Origin of the sequence: Micromonospora trifolii, assembly GCF_022229005.1 — a bacterium.
In the GTDB taxonomy this organism is placed as follows: domain Bacteria; phylum Actinomycetota; class Actinomycetes; order Mycobacteriales; family Micromonosporaceae; genus Micromonospora; species Micromonospora trifolii.
On the sequence record NZ_JAKKFD010000011.1, the window covers coordinates 200,990 to 224,597 of the forward strand.

General features: G+C 69.8%; 31 protein-coding genes. 17 read left to right on the plus strand and 14 right to left on the minus strand.

What is annotated here, in order from left to right; translation table 11 throughout:
• The first annotated feature begins 2 nt into the window (after positions 1-2).
• Positions 3-278: a hypothetical protein gene (locus tag NIE79_RS08615; RefSeq protein ID WP_238678024.1), complete on the plus strand. Its 276-nt coding sequence runs from the start codon at positions 3-5 to the stop codon at positions 276-278.
• 28 nt (positions 279-306) lie between these two features.
• Positions 307-1,923, plus strand: coding sequence for a serine hydrolase domain-containing protein (locus NIE79_RS08620; RefSeq protein ID WP_238678025.1), 1,617 nt, complete (start codon positions 307-309; stop codon positions 1,921-1,923).
• A 166-nt stretch (positions 1,924-2,089) separates the two neighbouring features.
• Here NIE79_RS08620 and NIE79_RS08625 read toward each other — a convergent pair whose 3' ends face one another.
• On the minus strand, positions 2,090-2,785 hold the full coding sequence (locus NIE79_RS08625) for an NAD(P)H-binding protein (protein ID WP_238678026.1): 696 nt from the start codon (positions 2,783-2,785) through the stop codon (positions 2,090-2,092).
• An 83-nt stretch (positions 2,786-2,868) separates the two neighbouring features.
• Between NIE79_RS08625 and NIE79_RS08630 the strand changes: the two genes are divergently transcribed.
• The 10 genes from NIE79_RS08630 to NIE79_RS08675 all read left to right on the plus strand — a co-directional run bounded on the left by NIE79_RS08630 (position 2,869) and on the right by NIE79_RS08675 (position 10,320).
• The gene (locus NIE79_RS08630) at positions 2,869-3,582 is read left to right on the plus strand and encodes a TetR/AcrR family transcriptional regulator (RefSeq protein ID WP_238678027.1); all 714 of its coding nucleotides are present in this window, start codon (positions 2,869-2,871) and stop codon (positions 3,580-3,582) included.
• Between the two features lie 196 nt (positions 3,583-3,778).
• Positions 3,779-5,233, plus strand: a complete 1,455-nt coding sequence (gene rox / locus NIE79_RS08635; RefSeq protein WP_238678028.1) for a rifampin monooxygenase — start codon at positions 3,779-3,781, stop codon at positions 5,231-5,233.
• Positions 5,234-5,633: 400 nt separating this feature from the next.
• Entirely contained in the window at positions 5,634-5,957 is a 324-nt protein-coding gene (locus NIE79_RS08640; protein WP_238678029.1) for a hypothetical protein, read from the plus strand.
• A gap of 4 nt (positions 5,958-5,961) precedes the next feature.
• Entirely contained in the window at positions 5,962-6,456 is a 495-nt protein-coding gene (locus NIE79_RS08645) for a WXG100-like domain-containing protein (RefSeq protein ID WP_238678030.1), read from the plus strand.
• Positions 6,449-7,024 carry an endonuclease gene (locus NIE79_RS08650; protein ID WP_238678031.1) on the plus strand — a complete coding sequence of 192 codons (576 nt, stop codon included), beginning with the start codon at positions 6,449-6,451 and terminating at the stop codon, positions 7,022-7,024. The genes NIE79_RS08645 and NIE79_RS08650 overlap by 8 nt, the downstream gene beginning before the upstream one ends.
• Entirely contained in the window at positions 7,021-7,560 is a 540-nt protein-coding gene (locus NIE79_RS08655) for a hypothetical protein (protein ID WP_238678032.1), read from the plus strand. The genes NIE79_RS08650 and NIE79_RS08655 overlap by 4 nt, the downstream gene beginning before the upstream one ends.
• Positions 7,557-8,096, plus strand: a complete 540-nt coding sequence (locus tag NIE79_RS08660; RefSeq protein WP_238678033.1) for an SUKH-4 family immunity protein — start codon at positions 7,557-7,559, stop codon at positions 8,094-8,096. The genes NIE79_RS08655 and NIE79_RS08660 overlap by 4 nt, the downstream gene beginning before the upstream one ends.
• A 550-nt stretch (positions 8,097-8,646) precedes the next feature.
• Positions 8,647-8,889 (plus strand): hypothetical protein, encoded by a 243-nt coding sequence (locus NIE79_RS08665; RefSeq protein WP_238678034.1) that lies wholly within the window; start codon positions 8,647-8,649, stop codon positions 8,887-8,889.
• Complete coding sequence (locus tag NIE79_RS08670; protein WP_238678035.1) at positions 8,886-9,335, plus strand: GIY-YIG nuclease family protein; 450 nt, start codon at positions 8,886-8,888, stop codon at positions 9,333-9,335. The genes NIE79_RS08665 and NIE79_RS08670 overlap by 4 nt, the downstream gene beginning before the upstream one ends.
• 322 nt (positions 9,336-9,657) lie before the next feature.
• Positions 9,658-10,320, plus strand: coding sequence for a nucleoside/nucleotide kinase family protein (locus NIE79_RS08675; RefSeq protein WP_238678036.1), 663 nt, complete (start codon positions 9,658-9,660; stop codon positions 10,318-10,320).
• Between the two features lie 75 nt (positions 10,321-10,395).
• Here the strand turns inward: NIE79_RS08675 and NIE79_RS08680 are convergent, their stop codons facing one another.
• On the minus strand, positions 10,396-10,857 hold the full coding sequence (locus tag NIE79_RS08680; protein WP_238678037.1) for an HNH endonuclease: 462 nt from the start codon (positions 10,855-10,857) through the stop codon (positions 10,396-10,398).
• A gap of 137 nt (positions 10,858-10,994) precedes the next feature.
• Here NIE79_RS08680 and NIE79_RS08685 point away from each other — a divergent pair, with 137 nt between their 5' ends.
• Positions 10,995-11,387 carry a hypothetical protein gene (locus NIE79_RS08685; protein WP_238678038.1) on the plus strand — a complete coding sequence of 131 codons (393 nt, stop codon included), beginning with the start codon at positions 10,995-10,997 and terminating at the stop codon, positions 11,385-11,387.
• 90 nt (positions 11,388-11,477) lie between these two features.
• On the opposite strand, the gene NIE79_RS08690 is transcribed toward NIE79_RS08685, so the two are convergent.
• From NIE79_RS08690 to NIE79_RS08700, 3 genes are read right to left on the minus strand one after another with little or no spacing between them, the layout of a single operon-like run.
• Positions 11,478-12,038 carry a dihydrofolate reductase family protein gene (locus tag NIE79_RS08690; RefSeq protein WP_238678039.1) on the minus strand — a complete coding sequence of 187 codons (561 nt, stop codon included), beginning with the start codon at positions 12,036-12,038 and terminating at the stop codon, positions 11,478-11,480.
• 4 nt (positions 12,039-12,042) lie between these two features.
• The gene (locus tag NIE79_RS08695; RefSeq protein ID WP_238678040.1) at positions 12,043-12,531 is read right to left on the minus strand and encodes an SRPBCC family protein; all 489 of its coding nucleotides are present in this window, start codon (positions 12,529-12,531) and stop codon (positions 12,043-12,045) included.
• Entirely contained in the window at positions 12,531-12,941 is a 411-nt protein-coding gene (locus NIE79_RS08700; protein WP_238678041.1) for an ArsR/SmtB family transcription factor, read from the minus strand. Before NIE79_RS08700 ends, NIE79_RS08695 begins: the two co-directional genes overlap by 1 nt.
• Positions 12,942-12,976: 35 nt before the next feature.
• Between NIE79_RS08700 and NIE79_RS08705 the strand changes: the two genes are divergently transcribed.
• Positions 12,977-13,222, plus strand: coding sequence for a Rossmann-fold NAD(P)-binding domain-containing protein (locus NIE79_RS08705; RefSeq protein WP_238678042.1), 246 nt, complete (start codon positions 12,977-12,979; stop codon positions 13,220-13,222).
• Positions 13,223-13,244: 22 nt separating this feature from the next.
• Here the strand turns inward: NIE79_RS08705 and NIE79_RS08710 are convergent, their stop codons facing one another.
• The 3 genes from NIE79_RS08710 to NIE79_RS08720 are packed head-to-tail and all read right to left on the minus strand — an operon-like array spanning position 13,245 to position 15,810.
• Positions 13,245-14,027, minus strand: a complete 783-nt coding sequence (locus NIE79_RS08710; protein ID WP_238678043.1) for an ABC transporter permease — start codon at positions 14,025-14,027, stop codon at positions 13,245-13,247.
• A 31-nt stretch (positions 14,028-14,058) separates the two neighbouring features.
• The gene (locus NIE79_RS08715; protein WP_238678044.1) at positions 14,059-14,817 is read right to left on the minus strand and encodes an ABC transporter permease; all 759 of its coding nucleotides are present in this window, start codon (positions 14,815-14,817) and stop codon (positions 14,059-14,061) included.
• A 15-nt stretch (positions 14,818-14,832) separates the two neighbouring features.
• On the minus strand, positions 14,833-15,810 hold the full coding sequence (locus NIE79_RS08720; protein WP_372471428.1) for an ABC transporter ATP-binding protein: 978 nt from the start codon (positions 15,808-15,810) through the stop codon (positions 14,833-14,835).
• Between the two features lie 112 nt (positions 15,811-15,922).
• On the opposite strand from NIE79_RS08720, the gene NIE79_RS08725 reads away from it, so the two are divergent.
• Positions 15,923-16,399, plus strand: a complete 477-nt coding sequence (locus NIE79_RS08725) for a hypothetical protein (protein ID WP_238678045.1) — start codon at positions 15,923-15,925, stop codon at positions 16,397-16,399.
• Between the two features lie 16 nt (positions 16,400-16,415).
• Here the strand turns inward: NIE79_RS08725 and NIE79_RS08730 are convergent, their stop codons facing one another.
• Positions 16,416-17,399, minus strand: coding sequence for an AraC-like ligand-binding domain-containing protein (locus NIE79_RS08730; RefSeq protein ID WP_238678046.1), 984 nt, complete (start codon positions 17,397-17,399; stop codon positions 16,416-16,418).
• A 103-nt stretch (positions 17,400-17,502) separates the two neighbouring features.
• On the opposite strand from NIE79_RS08730, the gene NIE79_RS08735 reads away from it, so the two are divergent.
• Positions 17,503-18,078, plus strand: a complete 576-nt coding sequence (locus NIE79_RS08735) for a maleylpyruvate isomerase N-terminal domain-containing protein (RefSeq protein WP_238678047.1) — start codon at positions 17,503-17,505, stop codon at positions 18,076-18,078.
• A 156-nt stretch (positions 18,079-18,234) separates the two neighbouring features.
• On the opposite strand, the gene NIE79_RS08740 is transcribed toward NIE79_RS08735, so the two are convergent.
• From NIE79_RS08740 to NIE79_RS08750, 3 genes are all read right to left on the minus strand, one after another.
• The gene (locus NIE79_RS08740; protein ID WP_238678048.1) at positions 18,235-19,524 is read right to left on the minus strand and encodes an MFS transporter; all 1,290 of its coding nucleotides are present in this window, start codon (positions 19,522-19,524) and stop codon (positions 18,235-18,237) included.
• Positions 19,525-19,670: 146 nt separating this feature from the next.
• Entirely contained in the window at positions 19,671-20,213 is a 543-nt protein-coding gene (locus NIE79_RS08745) for a GNAT family N-acetyltransferase (RefSeq protein ID WP_238678049.1), read from the minus strand.
• A 32-nt stretch (positions 20,214-20,245) separates the two neighbouring features.
• Positions 20,246-20,737 carry a DnaJ family domain-containing protein gene (locus NIE79_RS08750; RefSeq protein ID WP_238678050.1) on the minus strand — a complete coding sequence of 164 codons (492 nt, stop codon included), beginning with the start codon at positions 20,735-20,737 and terminating at the stop codon, positions 20,246-20,248.
• A 230-nt stretch (positions 20,738-20,967) separates the two neighbouring features.
• On the opposite strand from NIE79_RS08750, the gene NIE79_RS08755 reads away from it, so the two are divergent.
• Positions 20,968-21,618, plus strand: coding sequence for a LysE family translocator (locus NIE79_RS08755; protein WP_238678051.1), 651 nt, complete (start codon positions 20,968-20,970; stop codon positions 21,616-21,618).
• A gap of 9 nt (positions 21,619-21,627) precedes the next feature.
• On the opposite strand, the gene NIE79_RS08760 is transcribed toward NIE79_RS08755, so the two are convergent.
• Together NIE79_RS08760 and NIE79_RS08765 are read right to left on the minus strand one after the other, a co-directional pair.
• Positions 21,628-22,458 carry an SDR family NAD(P)-dependent oxidoreductase gene (locus tag NIE79_RS08760; protein ID WP_238678052.1) on the minus strand — a complete coding sequence of 277 codons (831 nt, stop codon included), beginning with the start codon at positions 22,456-22,458 and terminating at the stop codon, positions 21,628-21,630.
• Positions 22,455-23,608, minus strand: a 1,154-nt coding sequence (locus tag NIE79_RS08765) for a flavin-containing monooxygenase (protein ID WP_238678053.1), incomplete at its 5' end; no start/stop codon positions are given. The genes NIE79_RS08760 and NIE79_RS08765, both read right to left, overlap by 4 nt.

A 23,608-nucleotide genomic window follows, 5' to 3' on the forward strand; every position in this document is an offset into this window, starting at 1 on the left:
CAATGACCCATCAGGTGGCGTTGGACATCGCGCAGACCTCCACCATCGCCGCGGCGGTGATCGTGACGGCGGTGATCGTGGTCGCCGGTCTCATCGGGACCGGCATCTACCGCGCCCGGTACGCGGCGGCTCGCGAGGAGGGCTACCGGGTGCTGGCCGAGCGCAGCGCCACCGGAGCCCAGGCCACGGCGGACGAGATCAAGGGCATGCGGGACGAACTCGGCGAGGTTCGGCAGCGCCTGGCCGCGCTCGAGAAGCTGCTGAGTCAGATCGGCTGACGGCCCACCGACAGGGAGGACCCGCCACATGAGCACCTGGACTGACGCGCTGACGCAGACCCGACGGCTCATCGCCGCGGCCGGCTGCCTGATGGCGACAGCCGCGGGGCTGGCCACCCCGGTCGCGGCCAGCCCCGCCGCCGTCGACGACCTCGCCGCCGGCGAACGCTACCTGCGCACGTACCTGAAGCAGATCAAGGCACCCGGGCTGGCGTACGCGGTCATTCGCGGCGACGAGGTCCTCCAGCGAGGCACCTGGGGCGTCGACGGTGACGGCCGACCGATCACCCCGCAGACCCCGTTCCTGCTCGGGTCCACAAGCAAGTCGTTCACCGCGCTGGCGGTGGCACAACTGGCCGAGGCCGGCCGGGTCGACCTCGACACCACCGCGTCCACGTACCTCCCGTGGCTGCGACTCGGCGGCGCGGACACCGCCCGGACGATCACCGTCCGCCACCTGCTCACCCACACCAGCGGCCTGCCACAGGTGTGGAGCACCGACCTGACCGACCGCTACGACAACCGCCCCGGCGCGCTGGCCCGATCCGTACGGGACCTGGCCAGTGTGCGGCCCACCGCCTCTGCCGGACGGACCTATCAGTACAGCGACGCCAACTACATGATCCTCGGCGCGCTCGTCGAGAACGTCACAGGCGACACCTTCGGCGGCTACCTACGCCGTCACGTGCTGGACCCGCTACAGATGACGCACTCCGCGGCCACCGCCGACGAGGCCCGGGCCGTCGGCATCCCGGCCGGGCACCGGTACTACTTCGGCCGTCCGCAGCGCTTCGCCGCGCCGTTCGACACCGCCGGAGTGCCCTACGGCTTCCTCGCCGCCAGTCTCGACGACCTGTCCCACTACGCCGTCGCACAGCTCAGCGGAGGCCGCTACGGTGACACCCAGATCCTCGGACCGCAGAGCACACGACAGCTGCACACCGGCACCGTGGCCACCGGTCACGGCACCTACGGGCTCGGTTGGAAGAACAGCACCCTGGACGGCGTCGGCACCCGCATCGTCTGGCACGCCGGCGCGACCCCGGACTTCTTCACCCACATCGTGCTGGCACCCGACTCGAACCTCGCCGTGATCATCATGACCAACATCTACGGCCTGCACATGGACGCGCCGCTCAGCGCAGGGGCGTTCAACCTCGCCCGCATCCTGCACGGCGGCTCACCCGCGACCGCCACCGAAGACCCGATGCAGGTCTGGGCTCTGGTCGGGCTGCTCGGAGTCGCCGCAGTGCTGCTCACCCTGCTGGCCAGGTCCTGGGCTCGCGTCCTCCGCAGGCGCCGGGGCGACGGTGCCCCGCCGGCCCGTTCCCGTGGCCGAACGATCGCCGCCACCACCACCTGGATCGGTGCCTGCGCGCTGGTGGCCGTCGGCGTCGCCTGGCAGGTGCCGGCCTTCTGGGAGGGCGCCGGGCTGGCCAAACTCCAGCTGTGGGCACCGGACGTCGGTAACGGTATTCGCGTCGTGCTCGTCCTGGCAGCCGCACTCGCGCTGACCCGGCTGGGTCTGGGCGTGCACGCCGTGCTCACCGCCCGCCCGCCGACCTCGCCCCCGACACGAGCGCGCCCACGCGACGACTACCCCATCACCACCACCGGACGTCGGGCGGGCCTGTCGGACCGGTGACTCCACGCCGCGTTGATCGCGGTGAGCGGAAAACGTTCGACCCCGACCTCCAGTTCGCCGCGCATCGCCAGTTCCACCAGGTGCTGGTAGGTCTTGGCCCGTAGCGAGGCAGGAGCATGGAAGCTGACATAGCCCCGCAGGTCGATGTTGCGACTGCGCAGGACCGCTAGGTCGAGGTTTCGGTCGACGCGCTGCGCTTACCCGCGATGTCTCGGCGTGTTGACACGCGTTCATGCGGCACTACATTTTCGAGGTCGAGCATCTCCGACGCGGTCAGCGGTGCCGTGACCCCGTCCAGTACGCCGTCCTCGGTGAGGGCGACGGCTGCGGCCTCGGCCAGGTCGGCGTGCGCGGTCCAGGACACCGGGCCGTCCGCCGGTGCCACGAGTTGCCCGGTCTCCAGCGCCGTGCCGATGGAGAAGCTGAGCGTGCTCGCGTAGAACCCGTTGCGCAGGGCGGTGAAGGCAACCCCCAGTCCGGCCAGGTGCTCCTCGGTAGCGGCGTGCGTGGGCTGGGCGGCGAAGAGCGAGTCCCGGGAGGCGGCCTGGTGGCTGGTGTAGAGGATTCGGTTGGCTCCCGCGTCGCGGGCGGCGTCGATGGCGGCGTGGTTGGCGGCGATCGCGCCGGAACCGCGGATGGCGGCGGACACGACGAGCACCTTGTCGGCACCCTCGAAGGCGTGCCCCAGCGTGGCCGGGTCGGTGAAGTCCGCGGCGCGCACCCGCACCCCCCGCTCCGCCAGGCCGGCGGCCCTGTCGACGTCGCGAACGCTCACGCCCACGGCGTCGGGTGGCAGCCGGTCGAGCAGCCGCTCGACGATCTGGGACCCGAGCTGACCAGTGGCACCGGTGACGACGATCATGACGAACTCCTTGTTATCGACGTTACGCTGCCGACGTTAGCACTGATAATTCGTGGATAACAAGACGCTGTTAGCATCGGTTCATGGTGACGACGCAGGACACCCGCGACGACGTCCGTGCCGGCATCGTCGCGGCAGCGACCCACCTGCTGCGCGAGAAGGGCGCGAACGCCGTGACGACGCGCGCCGTCGCTCAGGCCGCGGGCGTGCAGGCGCCGACCATCTATCGCCTGTTCGGCGACAAGGACGGGCTCATCGACGCCGTCGCCGAGCACGTCATGGCCACCTACGTCAGCGGCAAATCGGTCGCAGCGGACGGCCCGACGGGCGACCCGGTCGCGGACCTGCGCGCCGGATGGCGCGCACACGTGGAGTTCGGCCTGACAAACCCCGAGCTGTACGCGCTGATCGCCACGCGGGGGAGCGGCGCACCCTCGCCGGCAACTGTCGCCGGCCTCGACGTGCTCCGTCGTCGCGTCCGGCGACTCGCCGCGACCGGCCTTCTCCGGGTCGACGAGGAGCGCGCACTCCAGATGATCCACTCGGCGGGTAACGGAACCATCCTCACGCTGCTGGGAGTGCCCGCCGACCAGCGTGACCTCGGTCTGGGCGAGGCCATGCTCGATGCCGTGCTCACCAGCATCCTGGCGACAACTCCGGCAACACACGACACCACGGCGAACGCTGTCGCGGTGACCTTCGCGACGGTGCTGCCCGACCTTGCGGGGCTCACCGCCGCCGAACGCGCGCTGATGGCCGAGTGGCTCCACCGATCACTGACTCACCCGACGCCGTGATCACCCGGCGAGGAACGACTCGACGGGATCGCGCCGGGGGAGATAGCTTGCAGTTGACCGCGACACCGCCCGAGGAGGTGAGACCCATGAACGTTGTAGCGATGTGGGTGCTCCCCCTTGCCGTCACGGTCGGGCGATTGACATAGGTGTCGCCGGGAGCGCCCTGCCAACACGGCACTCCCGAGAGGCAACACCTATGCACCCTCAGCAATTAACCACCGAGCCGCCGTACGACGTGATCATCGCCGGGTGCGGGCCGACCGGTGCGATGCTCGCCGCCGAACTGCGACTGCACGACGTACGGGCCCTCGTCCTGGAGAAGGAAACCGAGCCGGCGTCGGCCGTCCGCATCGTCGGCCTGCACATCCGCAGTCTCGAGCTGATGGCGATGCGCGGCCTGCTGGACCGCATCCTCCCGCACGGGCGGCGGCGTCCCGCCAGCGCCTTCTTCGCCGCCATCGCCAAGCCCGCGCCCAAGGGCCTGGATTCCCGGTACGCCTACCTGCTGGGTATTCCACAGCCGGTCATCGAACGTCTGCTCGAAGAACACGCCATCGAGCTGGGCGCGCAGGTCCGGCGCGGTGGCGCGGTCACCGGTCTCGAACAGGACGACGAGGGGGTGACCGTCGAACTGTCCAACGGGGAACAGCTGCGTTCGCGCTATCTCGTCGGTTGTGACGGCGCGCGCAGCACGGTGCGCAAACTGCTCGGTGTCGGCTTCCCCGGCGAGCCCGCCCGGACCGAGAGCCTGATGGGCGAGATGGAAGTGGGCGTACCGCAGGAGCAGATCGCCGTCACGGTGGCCGAGATCCGCGAAACCCAGCAGCGATTCTGGCTCCGGCCCGCGGGCGTCGGGGTCTACAGCGTCCTGGTGCCCGCCGCCGGGGTCAGCGACCGCGCCGAACCGCCCACCCTCGAGGACTTCAAACACCAGTTGCGCGCCATCGCCGGGACCGACTTCGGCGTGCACTCCCCGCGCTGGTTGTCCCGCTTCGGCGATGCCACCCGGCTTGCCGAACGGTATCGGGTCGAACGGGTGCTGCTGGCCGGCGACGCGGCGCACATCCATCCGCCCATCGGCGGACAGGGCCTCAACCTGGGCGTCCAGGACGCGTTCAACCTCGGCTGGAAACTGGCCGCGCGGATCCGCGGCTGGGCGCCGGACGCCCTGCTGGACACCTACCAGGCCGAACGCCGTCCGGTCGCCGAGGCGGTGCTGGACAACACCCGAGCCCAGACGGAGCTGCTGTCCACCGAACCGGGCGCACAGGCCGTGCGGAGACTGCTCACCGAGCTGATGGACTTCGACCAGGTGAACCTCCATCTACTGGAGAAGATCACCGCCATCGGCATCCGCTACGACTTCGGCACGGGCCCCGACCTGCTCGGTCGCCGCCTGCCCGACCTGGACGTGAAACAGGGCCACCTTTACGGTTTGCTGCACCACGGCCGCGGCCTACTGCTGGACCGCACCGAACGCCTCACCGTCGGCGGCTGGTCAGACCGGGTCGACTACCTCGCGGACCCCACTGCGGCACTGGACGTTCCGGGTGTTCTGCTCCGCCCCGACGGCCACGTCGCCTGGATCGGCGAGAACCAGGGGGACCTGGACGAGCACCTCTCCCGCTGGTTCGGCAAGCCCGCCCACTGATCTCGGCTCCTCAGGGCCTGTCGGTGAGAAGCAGTCGCCATCCTGGCGACGGCGACACCTGCCGACGCGCCGGCAGACGGTCAGCTCGTCGTCTGCCGGCGCGTCACCACTGATCCAGCAGCGGATCGATCGCCTGTGGATGCTGACGCCTTCTGCCTCGCCTCAACGGGTGTCGATGAAGGACGGCTCGGTTGTATTCTCCGGTCAAACGGGGAGGGCACATGTCAATGAGTCAATCGACGGGCGGGGAGTGCGTCCGCACGCTGGCCGCGACCGTCGGTCCGCTGCGGGCCGCCGGTCCTGCACCAGAGGATGACGAGACCGTGCGCCGCCCGTGGCCGGGCGAGTTCAAGCCGGCGTTGACTGAGGCGCAGGCGCAGACGTCAAGGGGTTGCGTCGGGTGAACGGCTTCGAGGTCGATCCGGTGTTGCTGCGCTCCGGCGGGGACGCCGTGATCGACGTCGCCCAGGGGTTCATTGGTGAGCTGGAGAGTTTCGAGGCACAGATGCAGGGCTTCGGCGAGCCGTGGGGTGCCGACGACATCGGGTCGCTGATCGGCATGGCGTACACCACTGTCGCGGCCTGGGTGCTCGACTGTATCGGCGAGGCGGCCGAGGAGATCGGGTCGGCGGGCAGCGACCTGACGTTGATGGCCGACAACTACGAGGCCGCCGAGCAGGACGCGGACGGCATGATCCAGGCCCTCCGCGGGCAGTTGGACTGACGGCATGGGCCTCCAACTGCCGGGTGAGCTGATCACCGCGCTCGGCTGGCTCGGGTACAGCTGGCCCGAGGCCGACGAGGAGAAGATCTTCGAAATGGGCCAGGCTTGGCTTGCCTTCGGCGGTACCGTCGGGAACGCCGCGGGCCAAGCCGGGTCAGCCGCGACCGCGGTGTGGTCGCAGCACAGCGCCGAGTCGGTGCAGGCGTTCCAGAAGTGGTGGACCGACGCCGAGAGCGGGCCCGGCACCCTGCCGAGCTACTCCCAGGCGGCGATGCTGATCGGCACCGGTCTGATGATCTGCGCGGCGATCGTGCTGGCGCTGAAGATCCAGATAATCGTGCAGCTCGCGATTCTGGCGTTTCAGGTGGCGCAGGCCATCGCGACGGCGGTCGTCACCTTCGGCGCGTCACTCCTCGAGATTCCGATCTTCCAGATCATCATGCGGGAGATCGTTGGCCTGCTGATCGACCAGGTCCTCTCGGAGCTGCTGAATGCCTAGCCACAAGCCGAAGAGCTCGAAGCCACGCGGCGGCGTGCCGAAGGCGAAGGTCGGCAAGCTGGTGGGCAAGGCGGTCGAGGCCGCCGCCAAGAAGCCGAAGAAGCGGATCCCGGCGCCGCCAGTGACCCGCAACAACGACCTGCCCGAGTTCGTCCTCAAGATCAAGCGCAAGCCGTCGTACAAGAAGGGACCCTTCGACCGCAAGGTCAGGGCGCTGCAGAAGCTCAGTGACGAGGGCAAGCTGTTCAAGCAGGCTAACCCCCTCGACAAGGACCCCGAGCTCACCAAGGCGTACCGCGAGCGCGTCCGACAGGCGATCTTCGCCAAGTACTGGCCGCCGGGCGGCACAGCCACCGCGGAGGGCAAGGCCATGGCGGAGAAGCTTCTCGCCCGCCTGGACCGGGTCGACGCCGATCATGTCTGGGATCCGCAACTAGGCGGTCCAGACACAGTCGATAATCTGAGGTTTCTGGACAGCCATACGAACCAGGACATGGGCAGCGAGATCTGGCAGAAGATTCGGAACCTGCCGGACGGTACGCCGATCCGAATAGAGGTGATTCCTTGAATCCCGACCTGCGGGACCTCATCGTGGAGTTGCGCGCCGACCTGGAGGCGGACCAGCCCGCGACGTTGCTGTGGGGGCAGATCAATCAGGGTGCGCCGGCCGACAAGATCTCCGACGACGTGCCGCAGCCGGTTCGCGAGCTGCTGGAGGTCGCCGACGGCGTCCGGGCCGGCGACTTCGAAATCCTGGGCACGGCCGACCTCGACTACTGGCGCAACCTGCTCGGCCACATGCCCGAGTTCAGCGGAGTGGCCGACGAGCCTGCCGAGTGGTATTACCTCGGCCTCCTGGCCCGGGAGCCGCTGCTGCTGCGGCGCGACACCGGTGCGGTCTGGTGGTGCCCGCAGACCAGCAATGACCCGTTCTACGTGCGGGAGGAGTTCGAGGAGTTGATGCCGAACCTCGAGTACTTCCTCGCCGCCTACGTGTTCGGTCCCCTGTACATCGATGTCGCGGGCGACGACGGGTGGTGGGAGTTCCTCGACGAGCACGGGCTGACCACCGTCGATGAGGACGACGAGGAGCCCGACGAGTGAGCGTCACCTACGAGCAGCTCATCGACCTGTGGGGCACCGACGGTATGCTGCACTTCCCGGTCGACAGGTTCGACGACATCCTCGGCCCGATCCGGCCGGAGACCTTCCCACCCAACGGCGCCTTCCCGACGGACGTACCGATCCTGTTCACAGTCGACGTTGCCGTCGAAGGCTTGGAGCTGTTCTCCAAGCTGCGCATCGAGATCGGCGACGAGGGGCCGCGCACCTACCTCGTCCTGGGCAGCTCACCGGAGGACAGTCAGATGCTGTTCTGCCTGGACACGCTGGCCGGGGGCGTCGAGTTGCTGGACCTGGAGTCGCCGAACTTCGAGCCGGTGAACACGACGTTCGCGGCGTTCGTCGAGTTCCTGTACCGCCTCGGGCAGCTGATCGCGAACGACCCAGGTGGCCGGGAGCGTGCGGCCCGCGCCGCAGCTATCCGCGCCGACCTGACGATGGTGGACCCGTCCGCGTTCGCTGATCCGGAAGCGTGGTGGAGCCTGGCTTTCGGTCAACTGGAGTCCACCGGCCACTGACGACCGCTCCGCTCGCTCACGGCGTCCTTCGAACCTCGCGGACCATCCTGACGGGATTACTGGATTGTTATTACCGATAATCCGGTAAATACCTGCCACATAAGGGGCGAAACGGACGCACATCATAATGACAGTTCTTGTGCGTAAGGCATCAGTCTGGTGTGAGTGGCCGGACGCGGCAACCGTCCTGTTGAGCGCCAGCCGTACTTCAGCGGCCGAAAACGCGGCGTCCAGCAGGGACGGCATCGCCCTTCAATACGCACGTCACGGATCTTCAGCGACTCGATCTTCGGGCTTGAGGAAGATCGGTTCGGCGATCCTTCCCTAACGGCCTGACCAGAAGGGCTCTCCGATTCAAGCGGGGGCAGGGCCTCAAGGGACACTGCGAGGTGGTCCGAGAAGAACCGCTTCCTCGACAAGATCAGGACGTGTTGAAGTCCGAGGTTCTCTGCACGAAACCGATGGCCGTGACCAGCCGCCGTGCACGGGAGGGTGAACTTTCCACTGGTCTGGACTCGGGTGCACTACGGTCGATGTGTTCCGTACTCCTATGTGCGACAGTGAGGGCCTGGGCATGGTCGATGAGCCGGCGTTACTCGAGCGAGGTGTGCTGACCACACCCGCGAAGGTCTGGGACCTGGCGGTGCGCCGGGCCGAGGTGATCGGCCGGCTGGCCGCTGGCGCGACGTTCGGGCATGCCGCTGCCGATGCGGCCGGGGTGGCGCTGAGGGTGTCGCGGCGGCAGACCGGCCTGGCCGCGACCCGCGCTGCTAGGCAGAGTCGCAAGCGATGACCACCTACGACGAATACCGAGACCGGCAGCGGCTAGTCGGCCGATACCGACAAAAGATCCGCGGGTACGGCACCCTTGGCGACCCGAACGAAGCCATGATCGAAGCCAGCCAGGAGGTCTTCGGCGACTTCGGCGACCCCGGCCTGGAGCACTGCTATGCCGGCGTGTACTTCGTCGCCAGCGACCCCTACATCAAGATTGGTGAGACCGGCGACGGCCCTTACGAACGGATGCGCTCCTTCCACACGGGCAACCCCCACGGCCTAAAGGTGCTGCACGTCATCGCTGAAGACCGCAAGAAGGAACGCAAGCAACTGGAAGATCAGCTCCATGAGCGCTTCGCCTACCTGCGCCTACCTGACAGCGAATGGTTCCATCCCGGCCCCGAGTTGACGGAGTTCATCGCCTCCAGCTGCGCCAGGGAGTGCTACCCGTCGCTGACCTAAATCTGGCCCTAGTTCCGAGATCGCCCTCCTCCAGAACAGCAGCGTCCCCGCCGACGTTGCTCAGGTAGCCCGTCACGGTAGCCCGAAGGTGCGGATGGAGCCGGCCTCGACAATCACCGCGTCGAAGGGGTAGCGAGCGAAGGCTTGGGGCAGGACGAAAGGACAACGCCCGGTTCAGGATCGTGCGGATCTCGGCGTCGGTGTAACGCGCGGCATGTGCGGCACGAGCCAACCCGCTGAAACTGATGCGAGGTGACCGGCCAGGATGACTGCCTCGCTCCGTGGGCGTGCTGCGCTTCCGGTCGATGATGGGAGGAATGGCGTGGGCGTCGTGCGGGGGCAGGTGCTTGACGAGGTCGCTGACATGGTTCCGACTTTCCCCGCGCCGCAGTGCGTGCGGGTGGCCGTCGACGGGGTCGACGGGGTGGGTAAGTCCACGTTCGCCGGGGAGTTGGCCGCGGTGCTCAGCGACCAGGGACGTCATGTCGTGCACGTGTCGGCGGACGACTTCCATCACCGCCGGGCTGTGCGACATCGCCGGGGAAAGGATTCGCCGGAAGGCTTCTGGCTCGACAGTTACGACTACGGAGCCCTCGTCCAGAACGTGCTGGGGCCGTTCGGTCCCGGGGGCTCTCGCCGTTACCGTCCCGCTGCCCATGATCTTCGGACGGACGAGGTCCTGGATCTAGCGTGGCAGACCGCGGTGCCGGGCACGGTACTCATCGTCGACGGGCTGTTTCTGCACCGTGACGAACTGGTGGAGTTCTGGGACTTGTCAGTCTTTCTTGATGCGCCGTTCGCGGTCACCGTGGCGCGGATGGCCCGACGCGACGGCTCGCATCCGGATCCCGAACATCCCAGCCTCGGCCGCTACGTCGGCGGCCAGCGGCTGTACTTCGCCGCCTGCGCGCCGCACGAACGCGCGAACGTCGTCATCGACAACCAGGATGTGACTCGACCGGTCATCACCAAGGTCGGCAGCTGATCACCGGGTTGCGGGGGCGCCGGCTATCGCGGCTCTCGTCACGCACCGGGGAAACTGGTCATCCCAGAACGATCACTACGAGCGGCCGTACGCGGCGCGGGCCTGGGCTACCTCGGCGGCCTCGCGTTCACGCCAGCGGCGCTGGGCCTCCCGGTTGCAGGTCCGGCAAACCCGACGGTACCGGCCGGTGGCCGGGTCGAGTTCACGGTCGTGGCCGTTGCGGCACTGTGCTGCCTGGGTTCGGTTGCGGCAGGCCTCGGTCCGGCTGACCTGACGCAGATGCGTCGGCTCGATACAGTCGGCGGCGCCGCAGGTCTGGTCAACGTCGAGGGCCGGATCGTACCTGCCGACGAGGACGACGTACGCGGCGATGTGCGCCCACGCGCGACCGGCGACCTTCTGGTGCACCCCGCGTCGCCGCCCGTAACCTTCGATGACCAGGCAGCCGTCGTCGGTGCGGTGTGAGCGCTCCAGCAGGTAGGCGCGCAGTGACTCCTCGGTGTGGTACCGAGACAGACCCTTCACGGTCGAGAGCACGCCGTCACCGTACCCATGTCACGCAGCGTCGCCGAATCATGCCTGACACGCTGGCGTGCCTGCTCGGCGAAAGGCCGCGCGCTCCGGCCGGTAGCCGGCTGCGCTGTCCGCACCAGAGCTGCCGTAGCGTCGCCCGGGTGGGTCTGCTGTTGGTGCTGCGCGCTCCGCTGCCACGTCCGAAGAGCCTGCGTCGGGCGACCCGCGCGCAGCGGCGGGAGCGCTATCGCGCCGACGCCGAAGAGTGGGCCACGGCGCGGGAGCGCGGTGTGCTGCTCGACGTGCCGGTGGAAAAGTTGCTGCCGTTGCTGAACGCGGCCGGCGGCAACCGACTTCCGATCTTGGGTCAGCTGAACCCGTGGTCGGATGGCGTACTCGTTCATGAGGATCTGCCGCAGCTCGATGCTGACGTCGACCGTCTGGGGGCGGCGGCGGCTGACGACACGGAGCGTGGGCTGGTGGCGGGACTGAAGGCGTTGCTGGCGCGTTGGCGGGACGAGCCTGGCCTGACGCTGCACTGGTATGGGGACTGATGGAGATGCGAACGCTCGCATCGAGCGAGCTGGGCGACGCCCCGTCGGCGTCACCGACACATGTCAGGGTCGGTGACGCCGACGACCGTCTCAGGTGCGGATGCCGTAGTGCACGTACACCACACCGCTGCTGAGTCGGCGATTGCCCAGTAGCTCCAGGCCGAGGCGGGTGCCGCTGGGCAGCCCGGGCTTGCCTGCGCCGGTGAGGACGGGGTGGATCAGCAGGTGACACTCGTCGACCAGCCCGGCCCGGAATGCCTGCGCCGCGAGGTGTGCGCCTCCGATGGTGAGGTCACTGGTGGCAGAGGCTTTCACGGCGCGTACCGAGGCGGGGTCGAAGTCCCTTTCGAGCCGGGTCCTGGCGGTTGATGTCGCGTCCAGCGTGGTGGAGTAGACGACCTTGTCCGCTGCCTGCCAGACGTCGGCGAAGTCGGCAGTGAGCTTGGACTGCGCGGCGAGTGCGGGGTCGGTCTCCCAGAGGGCCATCGACTCGTACAGGCGCCGGCCGTAGAGGTAGGTGCCCATGGGCCGAACCAGGTCGGTGATGAACGCGAGGTACTCGTCGTCGGGTGGGGTCCAGTCGAATCTGCCGTGTTCGTCCTCGATGTGACCGTCGAGGGACACGTTGGTCACGTAGGTCAGCTTGGCCATGGCGCTACACCTCGACGTCGACGGCGACGGGGCGGGCATTCCGCACTGTGGCGTCCAGTTTGGAGAAGGCTTCGTTCCAACCCTGGTTGGCGGGAGCAGCCAGGTGCTCGGGGAGCCACTGACGGATCTCGAGTCGCGTCCGTCCATCGGCCTCGTCGTGGAATTCGACCCGCATCCTTGTCTCGTGCGGCCGAAGGCCGTCCGGCAGTTGGCCGGTGACGTGCGCGATGCCGTCGAGCAGTTTGCCGTCGACGACGTCGGTGAGGTCGATGTGGACCTCGACGCGAAGGTCGGGTCGGGTGGGGAACACCTCGGTCCACCGCTGGTAGCCGCCAGGGCGGACGTCGAATTCCATCTCCTCGCGGGGCAGTGAGTTGCCGATCGGCCCCCACCATGCCGCCAGGTGGTCCGGGTCGGTGAAGGCGCGGTAGACCAGCTCCCGTGGCGCGTCCACCACGCGTGAGATGACGATTGGCGGCTTGTCGCTGTCCATCAATTCTCCTTCTCGTGAGCCTTGTTCGGGGATTCCCTGTCGGGAGTCGCCGGGCCGTGGGCCGTTCGGTCCGTTGGGCGGCCGGCGGCCTGCACGGCCGCGAGGTGGGCGTCGAGGCGGGTAAGGGACGTGTCCCAGAGCCGCCGGTAGCGCTCGATCCACTCGGCCGCTTCGCGCAGCGGGGCGGCCTCGATGCGACTCATCCGCAACTTCCCCGAACGGGTGCGTGAGATGAGCCCGGCGCGCTCAAGCGCCTTCAGGTGCCGCGACACCGCCGGCATCGAGATCGGAAGGGGAGCGGTGAGCTCGGTGACCGTGGCGTCGCGATCGGCCAGCTCGGCGAGAATCGCCCGTCGAGTCGGGTCGGCGAGCGCCGAGAACACCGCGCTGAGTTGATCGCTGCCAGACACCAGGGCCCTCCAGTCACTTAACCAACACGTTAGCGGTGGCCGCCCTCCTCAGCGACATCACGGGCCGCACCGTCGAGCGTGTCGTCGTGGAGGACGACGAGTGGCGCACGGCCGCCATCGAGCGAGGCATGCCCGCGGGGGCGGCCGACTTCACTCTCGGCATGTACCGCGCGGCGCGAGGAGAGGAGTTCGCCGTGACCGATCCGACGCTGGAGACAGTCATCGGCCACCGCCCGGTCCCCGTCCGCACGGTGCTGGAGGCCATCGTCGCCCAGCGATGAGCGGTCGAGGGCGCGGCGGTCGTCAGCGCAGCATCGCCCGGGTCATTCGACGGGTGGCGACGTACATCGCGATCGAGCCGAACGCGACGAGGTAGGCCACCGGGATCAGCAGCTCCCAGCCGAGGTGGCCCAACGCGGGTTCCCGGACCAGTTCGATGCTGTGGTAGAGCGGCAGCGCCTGGATCAGCGGCCGCACCGCCTCCGGGTAGACCGACAGGGGGTAGAACGTCGTCGCGAACAGGTACATCGGCAGCATGAACAGCTGGATGTACTGGAAGTCGGGGAAGTCGCGCAGGTACGTGGTGACGGCCAGCCCGCCGGCGGCGAACGCGTACGAGATCAGCAGCGACGCCGGTAGGGCCAGCAGCACCCAGGCCGAGGTGACCAGCCCACCGACGGCCATGAGGGTGAGGAATCCGATCGACGTCAGCAGCCCGTTGATCATCGCGCTGGTCACCTCGCCGACGGCGATGTCGGTGACGGAGAGCGGTGTCGGGAGGATCGCCTCGTAGGTCTTCTCGATCCTCATCCGGATGAACACACCGAAGCTCGTCTGGTTGAACGCCGTGTTCATCGCCGTGGTCGCCAGGATCGCCGGGGCAACGTAGGCGGCGTACGGGACTTCGACGCCGGGGACCGTGCCGACGAGCATCCCGACGCCGACGCCGATCGACAGCAGGTACAGGATCGGCTCGACGAGCGCGTTGAGCAGCGGCGTGACCGACCGGCGGTAGATCATGAAGTTGCGTTCGATGAGCGCCAGGGCCCGGCGTCTGGTCCAGGCGGGTACGGCGACGGTGGTCATGGTGCCTCCACGGGGCTCTGGGCGTGGGCCGTCACGGGTGCAACCGTCGGCGGTAGGTGACCCGAGCGAGCAGGAAGCCGCCGATCGCGAGTGCCAGCAGGTAGCCGATGTGCACGGAGCTGCCGGTGATCGTCGCCGTGCCGAGGCTGAGCGTGCGGCACAGCTCCACCCCGTGCCACAGGGGCAGCAGGTAGGACACCGGCCGGATCCACTCGGGTAGCTGTGAGACCGCGAAGAACGTGCCGGAGAACATGTAGAGCGGCATGATGACGAAGCGGAACACCGTGTCGATGTGGCGCAGCTTGCGGACACCGACCGCCCACGCGGCGGCGGGTGCCGCGAACGCGACCCCGGTCAGCGTCGCGCCGAGCAGGGCGCCGAGGGCCCACCATCCCCCGATCAACCCGAACGCCGCCATCACCACGATGAAGGCGCCGCTGGCGATGAGCACCCGGAAGGTGATGAAGAGCAGGTGCCCGGCGGCGAGCTGCTCCGGCCTCAGCGGCGTCGGTGTGGCACTGCGGTACGCCCCGAAGCCGGCAGCGCGGGCGACCCCCCCGGCCCCTTCCAGGAACGCGTTCTGCATCGCGGCGGCGGCCAGCATGCCCGGGGCGAAGAACGCCGCGTAGGAGACGCCGGCGATCTGGGCGGGTGCGTTGTCGTCGACCAGCGCGCCCAGCCCGGCGCCGATGCCGATGAGGAACAGCAACGGGTTCAGCACGTTGATCACGATCGAGCCCCGCCAGGTACGCCGGTAGCGCGTCAACCAGTACCTGAATACACGTAACACCAGTGAGCTCTCCTGCTACTCGATGAGCGATCGGCCGGTGAGCTTGAGGAACACGTCCTCCAACGTCGCGCGACGGACCAGTGCGGTGAGCGGCGTGAGCGACATGGCGTGCACGGTGGCGAGGGCCGCCTCGCCGTCGGCGGCGTAGACGAGCACCCGGTCGGGGAGCAGTTCGACGCGGCCCTCGGCGTCGTTGCCGCCGGTGGCCAGCCCCGACGTGCGCAGTTTCTCCGCCGCGGTGTCGCGTTCGTCGAGGCGGAAGCGGAGTTCGAGAACCTCCCGCGTGGCGTACCTCGTGATCAGTTCCTGGGGTGAGCCCTGCGCGACGATGCGGCCGTGGTCGACCACGATGATCCGGTCACAGAGCTGCTCGGCCTCGTCCATGTAGTGCGTGGTGAGGATGAGGGTGACGCCCTGCTGTTTGAGCTGGAAGAGCCGGTCCCACAGGATGTGTCGGGCCTGCGGGTCGAGGCCCGTGGTTGGCTCGTCGAGCAGCAGGATGTCCGGTTCGTTGATCAGGGAGCGGGCGATGGTCAGTCGCCGCCGCATGCCGCCGGAGAGCGTCTCGACCTGGTCGCCGGCCTTCTCCTGAAGCTGGGCGAAGTCGAGCAGTCGGGTCGCGCGGTCCCGGATCACGGCCCGCGACAGGCCGAAGTATCGCCCGTAGATGTGCAGGTTCTCCCGCACGGTGAGTTCGTTGTCCAGGTAGTCGTCCTGCGTGACGACGCCCAGCCGGGCCCGGATCTCCGGCCCCTGTCTCATCGGGTCCATGCCCAGCACGCGCAGGCTGCCGCCGCTGATCGGCGACGTGGCGGCGATCATCCGCATGGTGGTGGACTTGCCGGCGCCGTTGGGGCCGAGGAGCCCGAACGACTCCCCCCGCTCAAGCGCGAAGTCGATGCCGTCCACCGCGCGGAACTCCGCAGTGGACCCGCGCGCCGGATAGACCTTCGTCAGATCTCTCGCTTCGACCAGCGAATGTTCGCTCACCACGGCAGCCTAGGGAAATTCGACAGTGGAATGCAAGATCTGAGCAGAGCTTTGTAATTTTTAGACGCGGGACGGATTTGACTCTCGACCGGGTTGAGGCCCGATCATCGGCGACATGACCGACCAAGCGACCGCCGACCCGACAATGACCCGCATCATCGAAGCCGTGCAGCTCGGCCAGAGCGGCGCACCTGCCCAGGCCCGTGAACTGCTCACCGCCTTGTGGGACGAACTCGGCCCCACCGGTGACGCCCTGCACCGCTGCACCCTGGCGCACTACCTCGCCGATCTGCAGGACACCACCGAGGCGGAGCTGGCCTGGGACGAACGTGCCCTGGCCGCAGTGTCCGACCTGACCGACGAACGCGCCCAGCGGTATCTGTCCTCACTCCAGGTCCAGGCGTTCCTGCCGTCGCTGTACCTCAACCTGGCCGACTGCCACCGACGCCTGGGCAACGTCGGCCCGGCCCGCGAGCACCTCGCGCGGGCGCGCGAACACCTGGTGCGGCTACCCGACGACCCGTACGGCGAGAGCATCCGCGCCGCGGTCCGTGACTTCGTCGAGGACGATCCGACCGACCGCCGGCGGTAGCGGTCGGTCGGGCCGGTCACCGGTCCTGGCGAGCGACGCCCGTGCGGTATTCCTGCGGCGAACGTCCGTAGTGGGCACGGAAGAGGCGGCTGAAGTGGGCCTTGTCCGGGAAACCCCAACGGGCGGCTATGACCTGGATCGGCTGCCGCAGCAGAGGGTTACCGAGATCGCGCCGGCACTGCTCCAGGCGCTTGGCGCGGATGAGTTCGGCGACCGTGGTCGCCTCCGCCTCGAACAGGCGGTGCAGCGAGCGCAGCGAGATGTGGTGAGCGGCGGCGACGCTGCGAGGGCTGAGCTCGTCACTGTCGAGGTGGCGGTCGATGAAGTCGACGACCCGCGCCCGCAGCGCGGTGTGCCGCGCCTCCGGTGACAAAGTGTCCTCGATGTCGAGGTACTGGGCGAGCGCGGCAGTGAGCAGGTCCACCGCCACCCCGCCCAGGATCTCGGCCTGGGCCGGCTCGAACTGCTCCGGGTGCGCCGCGATGCTGCGCAGGTGGTGGGCCAACAATCCGCCGACGCCGAGGTGCGACGGCATCGGTGTGGCCAGCAGGCGGCGGAGCCGGTCCGGGGCCAGGGGCAGCGCCGAGTGCGGTATCTGCACGGTGATCGTGGTGGCGGGACCGGGACCGTCCGCGCGGTGCCGGGCGACGTGCGGCCGCGCGGTGTCCAGGAGCGTGAAGTGGGCCCCAGCCTCCAGCGTGGACTCGGTGCGGTCCTGGATCAGGGTGCTGCGACCCGTCAGTGGTAGGGCGAGTTGATACACGTCCCCCTCGGCTCGCCGGACCAGTGTGGTGGGCCGGACCGAGTCCAGCGACGGGTAGCGCAGCGAGGTCATCCGAATGCGGCCGAGATCGATGGCCTGCGCGTAGGCCACGAAGTTGTCCAGGTGGCCGCTGCTGATGTGGGCGGGCGCGGTCTCCTGAGCGACCAGGGCATACCAGAACGCGAACCGGTCCGCCGGGGGCAGCACCGTCGTGTCCACCACCAGGTTGGGCAACACTCCGCTCGCCTCCCCCCATGTGCGAGGATGGATTCTTGCACGCCTCGACTGTCTTTACCCGCGACGCGAATCCCACGCCCGGCGCTGTCCGGAGGGTTGGCGTATGTCGGCGGTGACCGGCGCCGACCTGCGGGAGGCAGCCGACGAGACGACCCGGGTGCTGCTGCCACACCGGGATCGCGACTGGTCGGTGCCGGCCGGCTCGCTGACCTGGAGCTGCTGGACCACAGCGGCGCACATCGCGCACGACCTCCTCGCGTACGCGGGCCAGGTCACCGGCCGCCCGGATGACGGCTATCTGCCGTACGACCTGCGGGTCTCCCCCGACGCGAGCCCGACGCAGGTGCTCACAGTGGTGCGGGCCTGCGCCGGTCTGCTCGCCGCCGCCGTCGAGGCCGCCCCAGCGGACGCGCGGGCCTGGCACTTCGGTCCGTGCGATCCGGCCGGCTTCGCCGCCATGGGCGTGGCCGAGACTCTGCTGCACACCCACGACATCACAGTTGGTCTCGGCGTGCCGTGGCAGCCGCCGCAGCGCCTGAGCGCGCTGGTGCTGCGGCGACTCTTCCCGGACGCCCCGCCCGGGGCGGCGCCCGAGGTGCTGCTCTGGATGACCGGCCGCGGTGAGCTTCCCGGCCGGGCGAGGCGCACCTCCTGGAACTGGCAGGCCGCAGTCGACTGACTCGCACCAGCGTCGAGGGGCCGGGTGGTCGCCTGCCCCCGGGCGACCACCCGATTGGAGCGTCAGGGTCAGGTCCAGCTGATGCCGCGGTTGCGAACGCTGCGCATGCCCGTCTCCTCTCCCCTCGGTGACGGCCCCCGTGCCCGCCAGCTGACCTCAGCCTCGGCCACGGCCTGCTTCGGCGGTAGGGGTGTCGGCGTTCGGAGTCGTTCGGGCTTGTTCGACAGCAGTCTCGAACGTCGCAGGTGCGAGGTCGGGTCGCCGTGGCCACAACGGCACGACGGCGAGAACCGCCATCGCTCCCGACAATCCGCTGAACCCGATCACCGTGGTGGCCGGCCACCGGTCGGCGGCCAGACCCGCGAGGACCATCGCCGTCCCCTGTAGCCCACTGAGGCCGGTGATGGCCACGCCGAACGCGCGCCCCCGGTACCGCGTCGGCACCGCCCGGCCGAACAATGCGTTCAGGGGGATGGCGAAGGCGCTCGCGGCACCGGCAAGCACCAACAGCACAAGCATCATCCACAACGGAGGGACGAGCCACGCCACCGTCAGTACCCCGGCCGACATCGCGGCCAGCGGCAGGATGAGCCGTGCTCGGGCCGCCGGTGGACAGAAGCGGGTGAGCGCGACCCCGCCGATGGACATCCCCAACGGCGCCGCCGCCAGCAACAGTCCGACGGTGCCGGCGCCGCCGCCGTACTGCCGGGCCAGCGGTGCCATCAACCCCTCGGCTGCGTAGGTGAAGGCGCTGGCCATCCAGAGGACGAGAACGTAGGACCGCAGCCGGGAATCGCCGAAGATCACCCGCAGACCGACAGCCCGGCCCTGGCCGGTCGGGTTCGACTGCTGTCGAGGCGCGGGGCGGGAACGCACGCCGATTCCGATCAGAAGCGCCGACACCAGAAACGTGCCGGCATCCACCAGCAGGGCACCGCGCAGCGACAGCAGCGCCACCAGACTCCCCCCGACGGCGAAGCCGACCACCTGCACGACCTGGGCGCAGATGTTGTCCACGCCGTTGGCCACGGCGTAGCGGTCGCCGTCGAGCACTTCCGGCATCAACGCCGCCCGCGCCGCCACGAACGGTGGTCGCATCAGGTTGACCACGAAGAGCAGCACCACCAGGGCTGGCGCGGGAAGGTCCGGCAGCGCCGCCAGCGGGATGAGCGCCGCACGTCCGAGGTCGCAGGCGATCATCACGCTTCGCCTGGGGAACCGGTCGGCCAGACCGGACAGCAGCGGTCCGCCGGTGAGCCAGGCCAGGTACGAACTGGCGTAGGCGGCCGCCGCCAGCGCGGCCGAGCCGGTCTCGCTGAAGACGAGGTACGCCACTGTCACGGCCGTGAGCTGGTCGCCGGCCAGGGACAGCAGGTACGCGCCGAACAGGTGACGGTACTCGCGCACCGCGAACACCTCGGCGTACGTCGCGGCGCGCTCGGTCACCTCGCCCGTCCCTCCCGCGCCGGCGGTCGTCTGGGCGCTCGGCCCAGACCGTATCCGCGTTCGCGGCGTCGGGGCCGGGAGCAGGCGTTCGGACCTGTTCGGATCCGTTCGCACCAGGTACGGGAGGTGTCCAGCGTGCTGCCCGGCTAGCCGGCGTCGAGCGTGTGGCGGTGACCGTCGAGCGGGAAGGGCGGCCGGGCCGGCAGGGTCTCCTGGAACACGAAGCCGCACTTCTGCGCCACCCGGCAGGACGCCATGTTGTCCACCTGGTGCAGCAGGTCGAGACGGGCCACCTCGGGGAACCTGTCGAACGCCCAGCGGCTCAGCGCGGTGACCGCGCGCGGGGCGACGCCGCGGCCGCGTGCCCACGACGCCGTCCAGTAGCCCACCTCAGGGGCTGGGCGCGCCGGCGTGACCCCCTTGAGCACCACGTTGCCCACCAGCCGGGCGCCGTCGGCCTGCTCTTCGAGGACGGCGAAGGTGTACCGCCGGCCGTCGGCCCAGTCGCGCCGTGCGCCTTGCAACCACCGCCGGGCTTCGGCGGCGGTGGTCACCGGAGCGCTGGTCCAGCGGCGCAGGACCGGATCCTGGTAGGCCCGCACCAGCTCGTCCAGGTCGTCGGCGCACCACTGACGCAGGGTGACGCCCGGCGTCGAGGGCGTACCGGGCGTCCGCGATTCGATCAGCATCGGCACAGTCTGCCGTGGCAGTGCCCCGGGGGTCAGCCCCGACGGCGGCGCCACAGCGGCCACCAGCTGCGGCGGCGACGGCGCGACGGCGTCCCGACGGCCGCCGGTTCAGTGACTGTCGAGGTGACCTTGGCGCGGGTACGTTCGGCGCGCCAGCGGCGGACCACGTCCTCGGTGTTCACCGGGCGCACCGCGACCCGGGGGCCGTCGTCGGGGAAGCGCAGCCACGCCACGATCTGCGCGTTCAACTGCCCGACGAAGTCGCGGACGGACTGTTCGGTGGGCAGGTCGCGGACCTCGTCGGGGACCTGCTCGATGCGTCGGCGCAGTTGCAGCGACGTGGGCAGGAGCAGGTCACTGGGGAGCGCCTCGCGCTCCAGGAAGCTCTTGATCCACCACGCCTCGTCGTACGGCGCGCCCCGACCGGGGATCGGTTTGCCCATGCCGGGCAGGTCGTCGAACTCGCCGCGCTGGACGGCATCCTGGATCTTCGCCTCCACTGACGCTTCCCACGCCTCGGTCACCGTGCGGCACCTCCCTGGCCACCGTAACGCGACGCCTCCGGCCGGCGACACGCACTCGCCAGGGGTCAGCGCGCCCGCCACGGTGAGCATTCCCGCCTCGGTGCTGCCGGGTGGCGTCGAACGTGAATGGATCACCCGGGATCGCAGGCCACGGCTCGTCAGGTGGCCCTGGGTGGGGATGTTCAACCCGATTACGGTCGGTGGGGGATCCATCGGACGGGGGGAACGTCGTGGTGAGTACTGGTGCACTGCTGGGCATCGCGTTGGTGGCGTTGGGGCTGGTGCTCACGCCCGGCCCGAACATGGTCTACCTGGTGTCCCGCTCGGTGGCGCAGGGCCGCCGGGCCGGGCTGGTCTCACTGCTCGGGGTGGCCGCCGGCTTCGGCGTCTACCTGACGGCGGCGGTCGCCGGCCTGGCCACCGTCTTCGTCCTGGTGCCGACGCTGTACGCGGTGGTGAAGCTGGCCGGCGCCGGCTACCTGCTCTGGCTGGCGTGGCGGACGCTGCGTCCGGGTGGGCACTCGCCGTTCCGGCCCGCGCCGCTGCCGCCGGACCCGCCTCGGCGGCTGTTCACCATGGGCCTGGTCACCAACCTGCTGAACCCGAAGATCGCGATCCTCTACGTGTCGCTGCTACCGCAGTTCATCGACCCCACGCGGGGGCACCTGGCCACACAGAGCCTGCTGCTCGGTCTGACCCAGATCGCCGTGGCGCTGAGCGTGAACGCGCTGATAGTGCTCAGCGCCGGCGCGCTGGCCGGGTTCTTCGCCCGCCGGCCGGTGTGGCTGCGGGTGCAGAGGTGGGTGACCGGCACTGCGCTCGCGGCGCTGGCCGTGCGCATCGCCGCCGACCGCTCGCGCGCGGCCGTCGCCACGCCCTGACCCAGGCGGTCAGCGTCCGCGGTGGCGGTGGCGGTCGAGCATCCCGGCGGCCAGCGGCGCGGCGTCCAGGTCACCGGCGGCGAGCCGGGCGGCGAGGGTACGGCGCACCAGCCGGTCGGCCAGCGCGGGCGCGTGCCGGCCGACGGCCATCTCCAACCGGCCGCGTGCCGTGGTGGCCACGTCGCGGGGCGCCCGCCGGGCGGTGGCGGTCCGCAGGATCGCCGTGACCACCCCTTCGACGGGCTCGGGCCGGGACACCCCCCGCAGGGACAACCCGGCCTCGGCGGTGCTGTCGTGGATCGGTGAGGCGACCATGCTGGGGTAGACGACGCTCACCCCGACGTGCGTGCCCACCTCGTGGCGCAGCGCGTCGGCGTAGGCGACCAGTGCCCGTTTGCTCACCCCGTAGGCGGCGGCGAGCGGGAGGGGCAGCACCGCCATCCGGCTGGCCACGAAGATCACCCGTCCGCGTGCGGTGAGCAGTGGGGGCAGCGCGGCGGCGGTGGTGCGCCAGGCCGCGAGCAGGTTGACCTCCAGTTGCCGGCGGACCACCTCGTCGGGCGGCAACTCGGCCGGCGCGGGACCACCGACCCCGGCGTTGTTGATCAGCAGGTCGAGCCCGCCGAGCCGGTCGACGGCGGCCCGCACCGCCGCCGGCACGGCGTCCGGGTCGGTCAGGTCGCAGCCCAGCACCGGCACGTCGTCGTCGGGGCGGGCGTGCAGGTCGAGCCCCACCACCCGGGCGCCGGCCGCGCCCAGCGCGGCGCCGAGGTGGCGGCCGAAGGTCCCGCTCGCCCCGGTGACCAGCACCCGCCGACCGGCAAGTGTTCGGCCGCTCACCGGGGTGCCCCCGCCGAGGGCGCCGTGCCGGAGCGGGCGCGGCGCGTCCCGGCGGTCAACTCCCGGGCCAGCTCGGCCAGGTAGACGTCGAAGTCCACCCGCATCGCCGGTCGGCGCTGACCCCAGCGGGCGGTCGCGGCCCGCAGTTCGGCCCGGCAGACGGCACGCTGTCGGTCCGGGTCCGGCAGCGCGTACCGGCCGGCGAGGTGCGCCGCGATCAGCTTGGCCTGTGCCTCGACCAGGGGAAACGCGGAACCGGTGGACTGCATCAACCCGACGAAGCTCAGCCCGGGGGCGTCGGGGTGGAACACGTGCCGGTACAACGGCAGGGTGTCGGCGCCGCCGGCGAGCAGCGCGGGGTCGAGGAACGGGACGTCCACCCGGTAGCCGGTGCACCAGATGATCAGATCGACGCTGTCGCTGCGCCCGTCGGTGAACTCCACCCGGTCGCCGTCGAGGGCGGCGACGCCGGGTCGGGCCTCGACGTCACCGTGGGTCAGCCGCGACAGCAACCCGTCGGAGAGCGTCGGATGGTCCTGGAGGAAGCCGTGCGTCGGTGCGGGCAACCCGTATCGGTCGGGGTTGCCGACGGTGGCGCTGAGCATCGTCTGGCTGATGCGTTGGCGCAGGCGCCACGGCAGCCGGCGGGCCAACGCCCCGTTCAGGGTGTCCGAGGGGCGTCCCAGCAGGTACTTCGGCACCACCCAGACGCCTCGACGCAGCGACAGCAGGGTGCGGGTGGCGGCGTACGACGCGTCGACGGCGATGTCCATCGCGGAGTTCCCGCCACCGACGACCAGGACCCGTCTGCCGGCCAACTGCTCCGGGCCCCGGTAGTCGTGGCTGTGGATCTGCTCGGCGGTGCAGGCGCCGGGGTAGCCGGGGTCGGGCAGCCGGGGCACCCGGTTGTGCCCGTTGGCGACGACAACGGCGTCGACGGTGACCTCGACCGGGCCGCTCGGGCCGCTGGCGGCCACCGTCCAGGTGCCGCCCGGATGCTGGGTGACCCGCTCGACGGTGTGGCGCAGCCGGATGGTGTCGGCCAGCCCGAAACGCTCGGCGAAGTCGGCGAGGTAACCGGCGACGCGACGGTGGTCGGGGTAGTCGGGCCAGTCGCTCGGCATCGGGTGGTCGGCGAACTGGGTGCGAC

Coding starts and splice junctions, on each gene's coding strand:
- NIE79_RS08615 (WP_238678024.1), top strand. CDS start 3: ATGACCCATCAGGTGGCGTTGGACATCGCGCAGACCTCCACCATCGCC.
- NIE79_RS08620 (WP_238678025.1), top strand. CDS start 307: ATGAGCACCTGGACTGACGCGCTGACGCAGACCCGACGGCTCATCGCC.
- NIE79_RS08625 (WP_238678026.1), bottom strand. CDS start 2,785: ATGATCGTCGTCACCGGTGCCACTGGTCAGCTCGGGTCCCAGATCGTC.
- NIE79_RS08630 (WP_238678027.1), top strand. CDS start 2,869: ATGGTGACGACGCAGGACACCCGCGACGACGTCCGTGCCGGCATCGTC.
- rox (WP_238678028.1), top strand. CDS start 3,779: ATGCACCCTCAGCAATTAACCACCGAGCCGCCGTACGACGTGATCATC.
- NIE79_RS08645 (WP_238678030.1), top strand. CDS start 5,962: ATGGGCCTCCAACTGCCGGGTGAGCTGATCACCGCGCTCGGCTGGCTC.
- NIE79_RS08650 (WP_238678031.1), top strand. CDS start 6,449: ATGCCTAGCCACAAGCCGAAGAGCTCGAAGCCACGCGGCGGCGTGCCG.
- NIE79_RS08665 (WP_238678034.1), top strand. CDS start 8,647: ATGTGCGACAGTGAGGGCCTGGGCATGGTCGATGAGCCGGCGTTACTC.
- NIE79_RS08670 (WP_238678035.1), top strand. CDS start 8,886: ATGACCACCTACGACGAATACCGAGACCGGCAGCGGCTAGTCGGCCGA.
- NIE79_RS08690 (WP_238678039.1), bottom strand. CDS start 12,038: ATGGCCAAGCTGACCTACGTGACCAACGTGTCCCTCGACGGTCACATC.
- NIE79_RS08695 (WP_238678040.1), bottom strand. CDS start 12,531: ATGGACAGCGACAAGCCGCCAATCGTCATCTCACGCGTGGTGGACGCG.
- NIE79_RS08710 (WP_238678043.1), bottom strand. CDS start 14,027: ATGACCACCGTCGCCGTACCCGCCTGGACCAGACGCCGGGCCCTGGCG.
- NIE79_RS08725 (WP_238678045.1), top strand. CDS start 15,923: ATGACCGACCAAGCGACCGCCGACCCGACAATGACCCGCATCATCGAA.
- NIE79_RS08735 (WP_238678047.1), top strand. CDS start 17,503: ATGTCGGCGGTGACCGGCGCCGACCTGCGGGAGGCAGCCGACGAGACG.
- NIE79_RS08745 (WP_238678049.1), bottom strand. CDS start 20,213: ATGCTGATCGAATCGCGGACGCCCGGTACGCCCTCGACGCCGGGCGTC.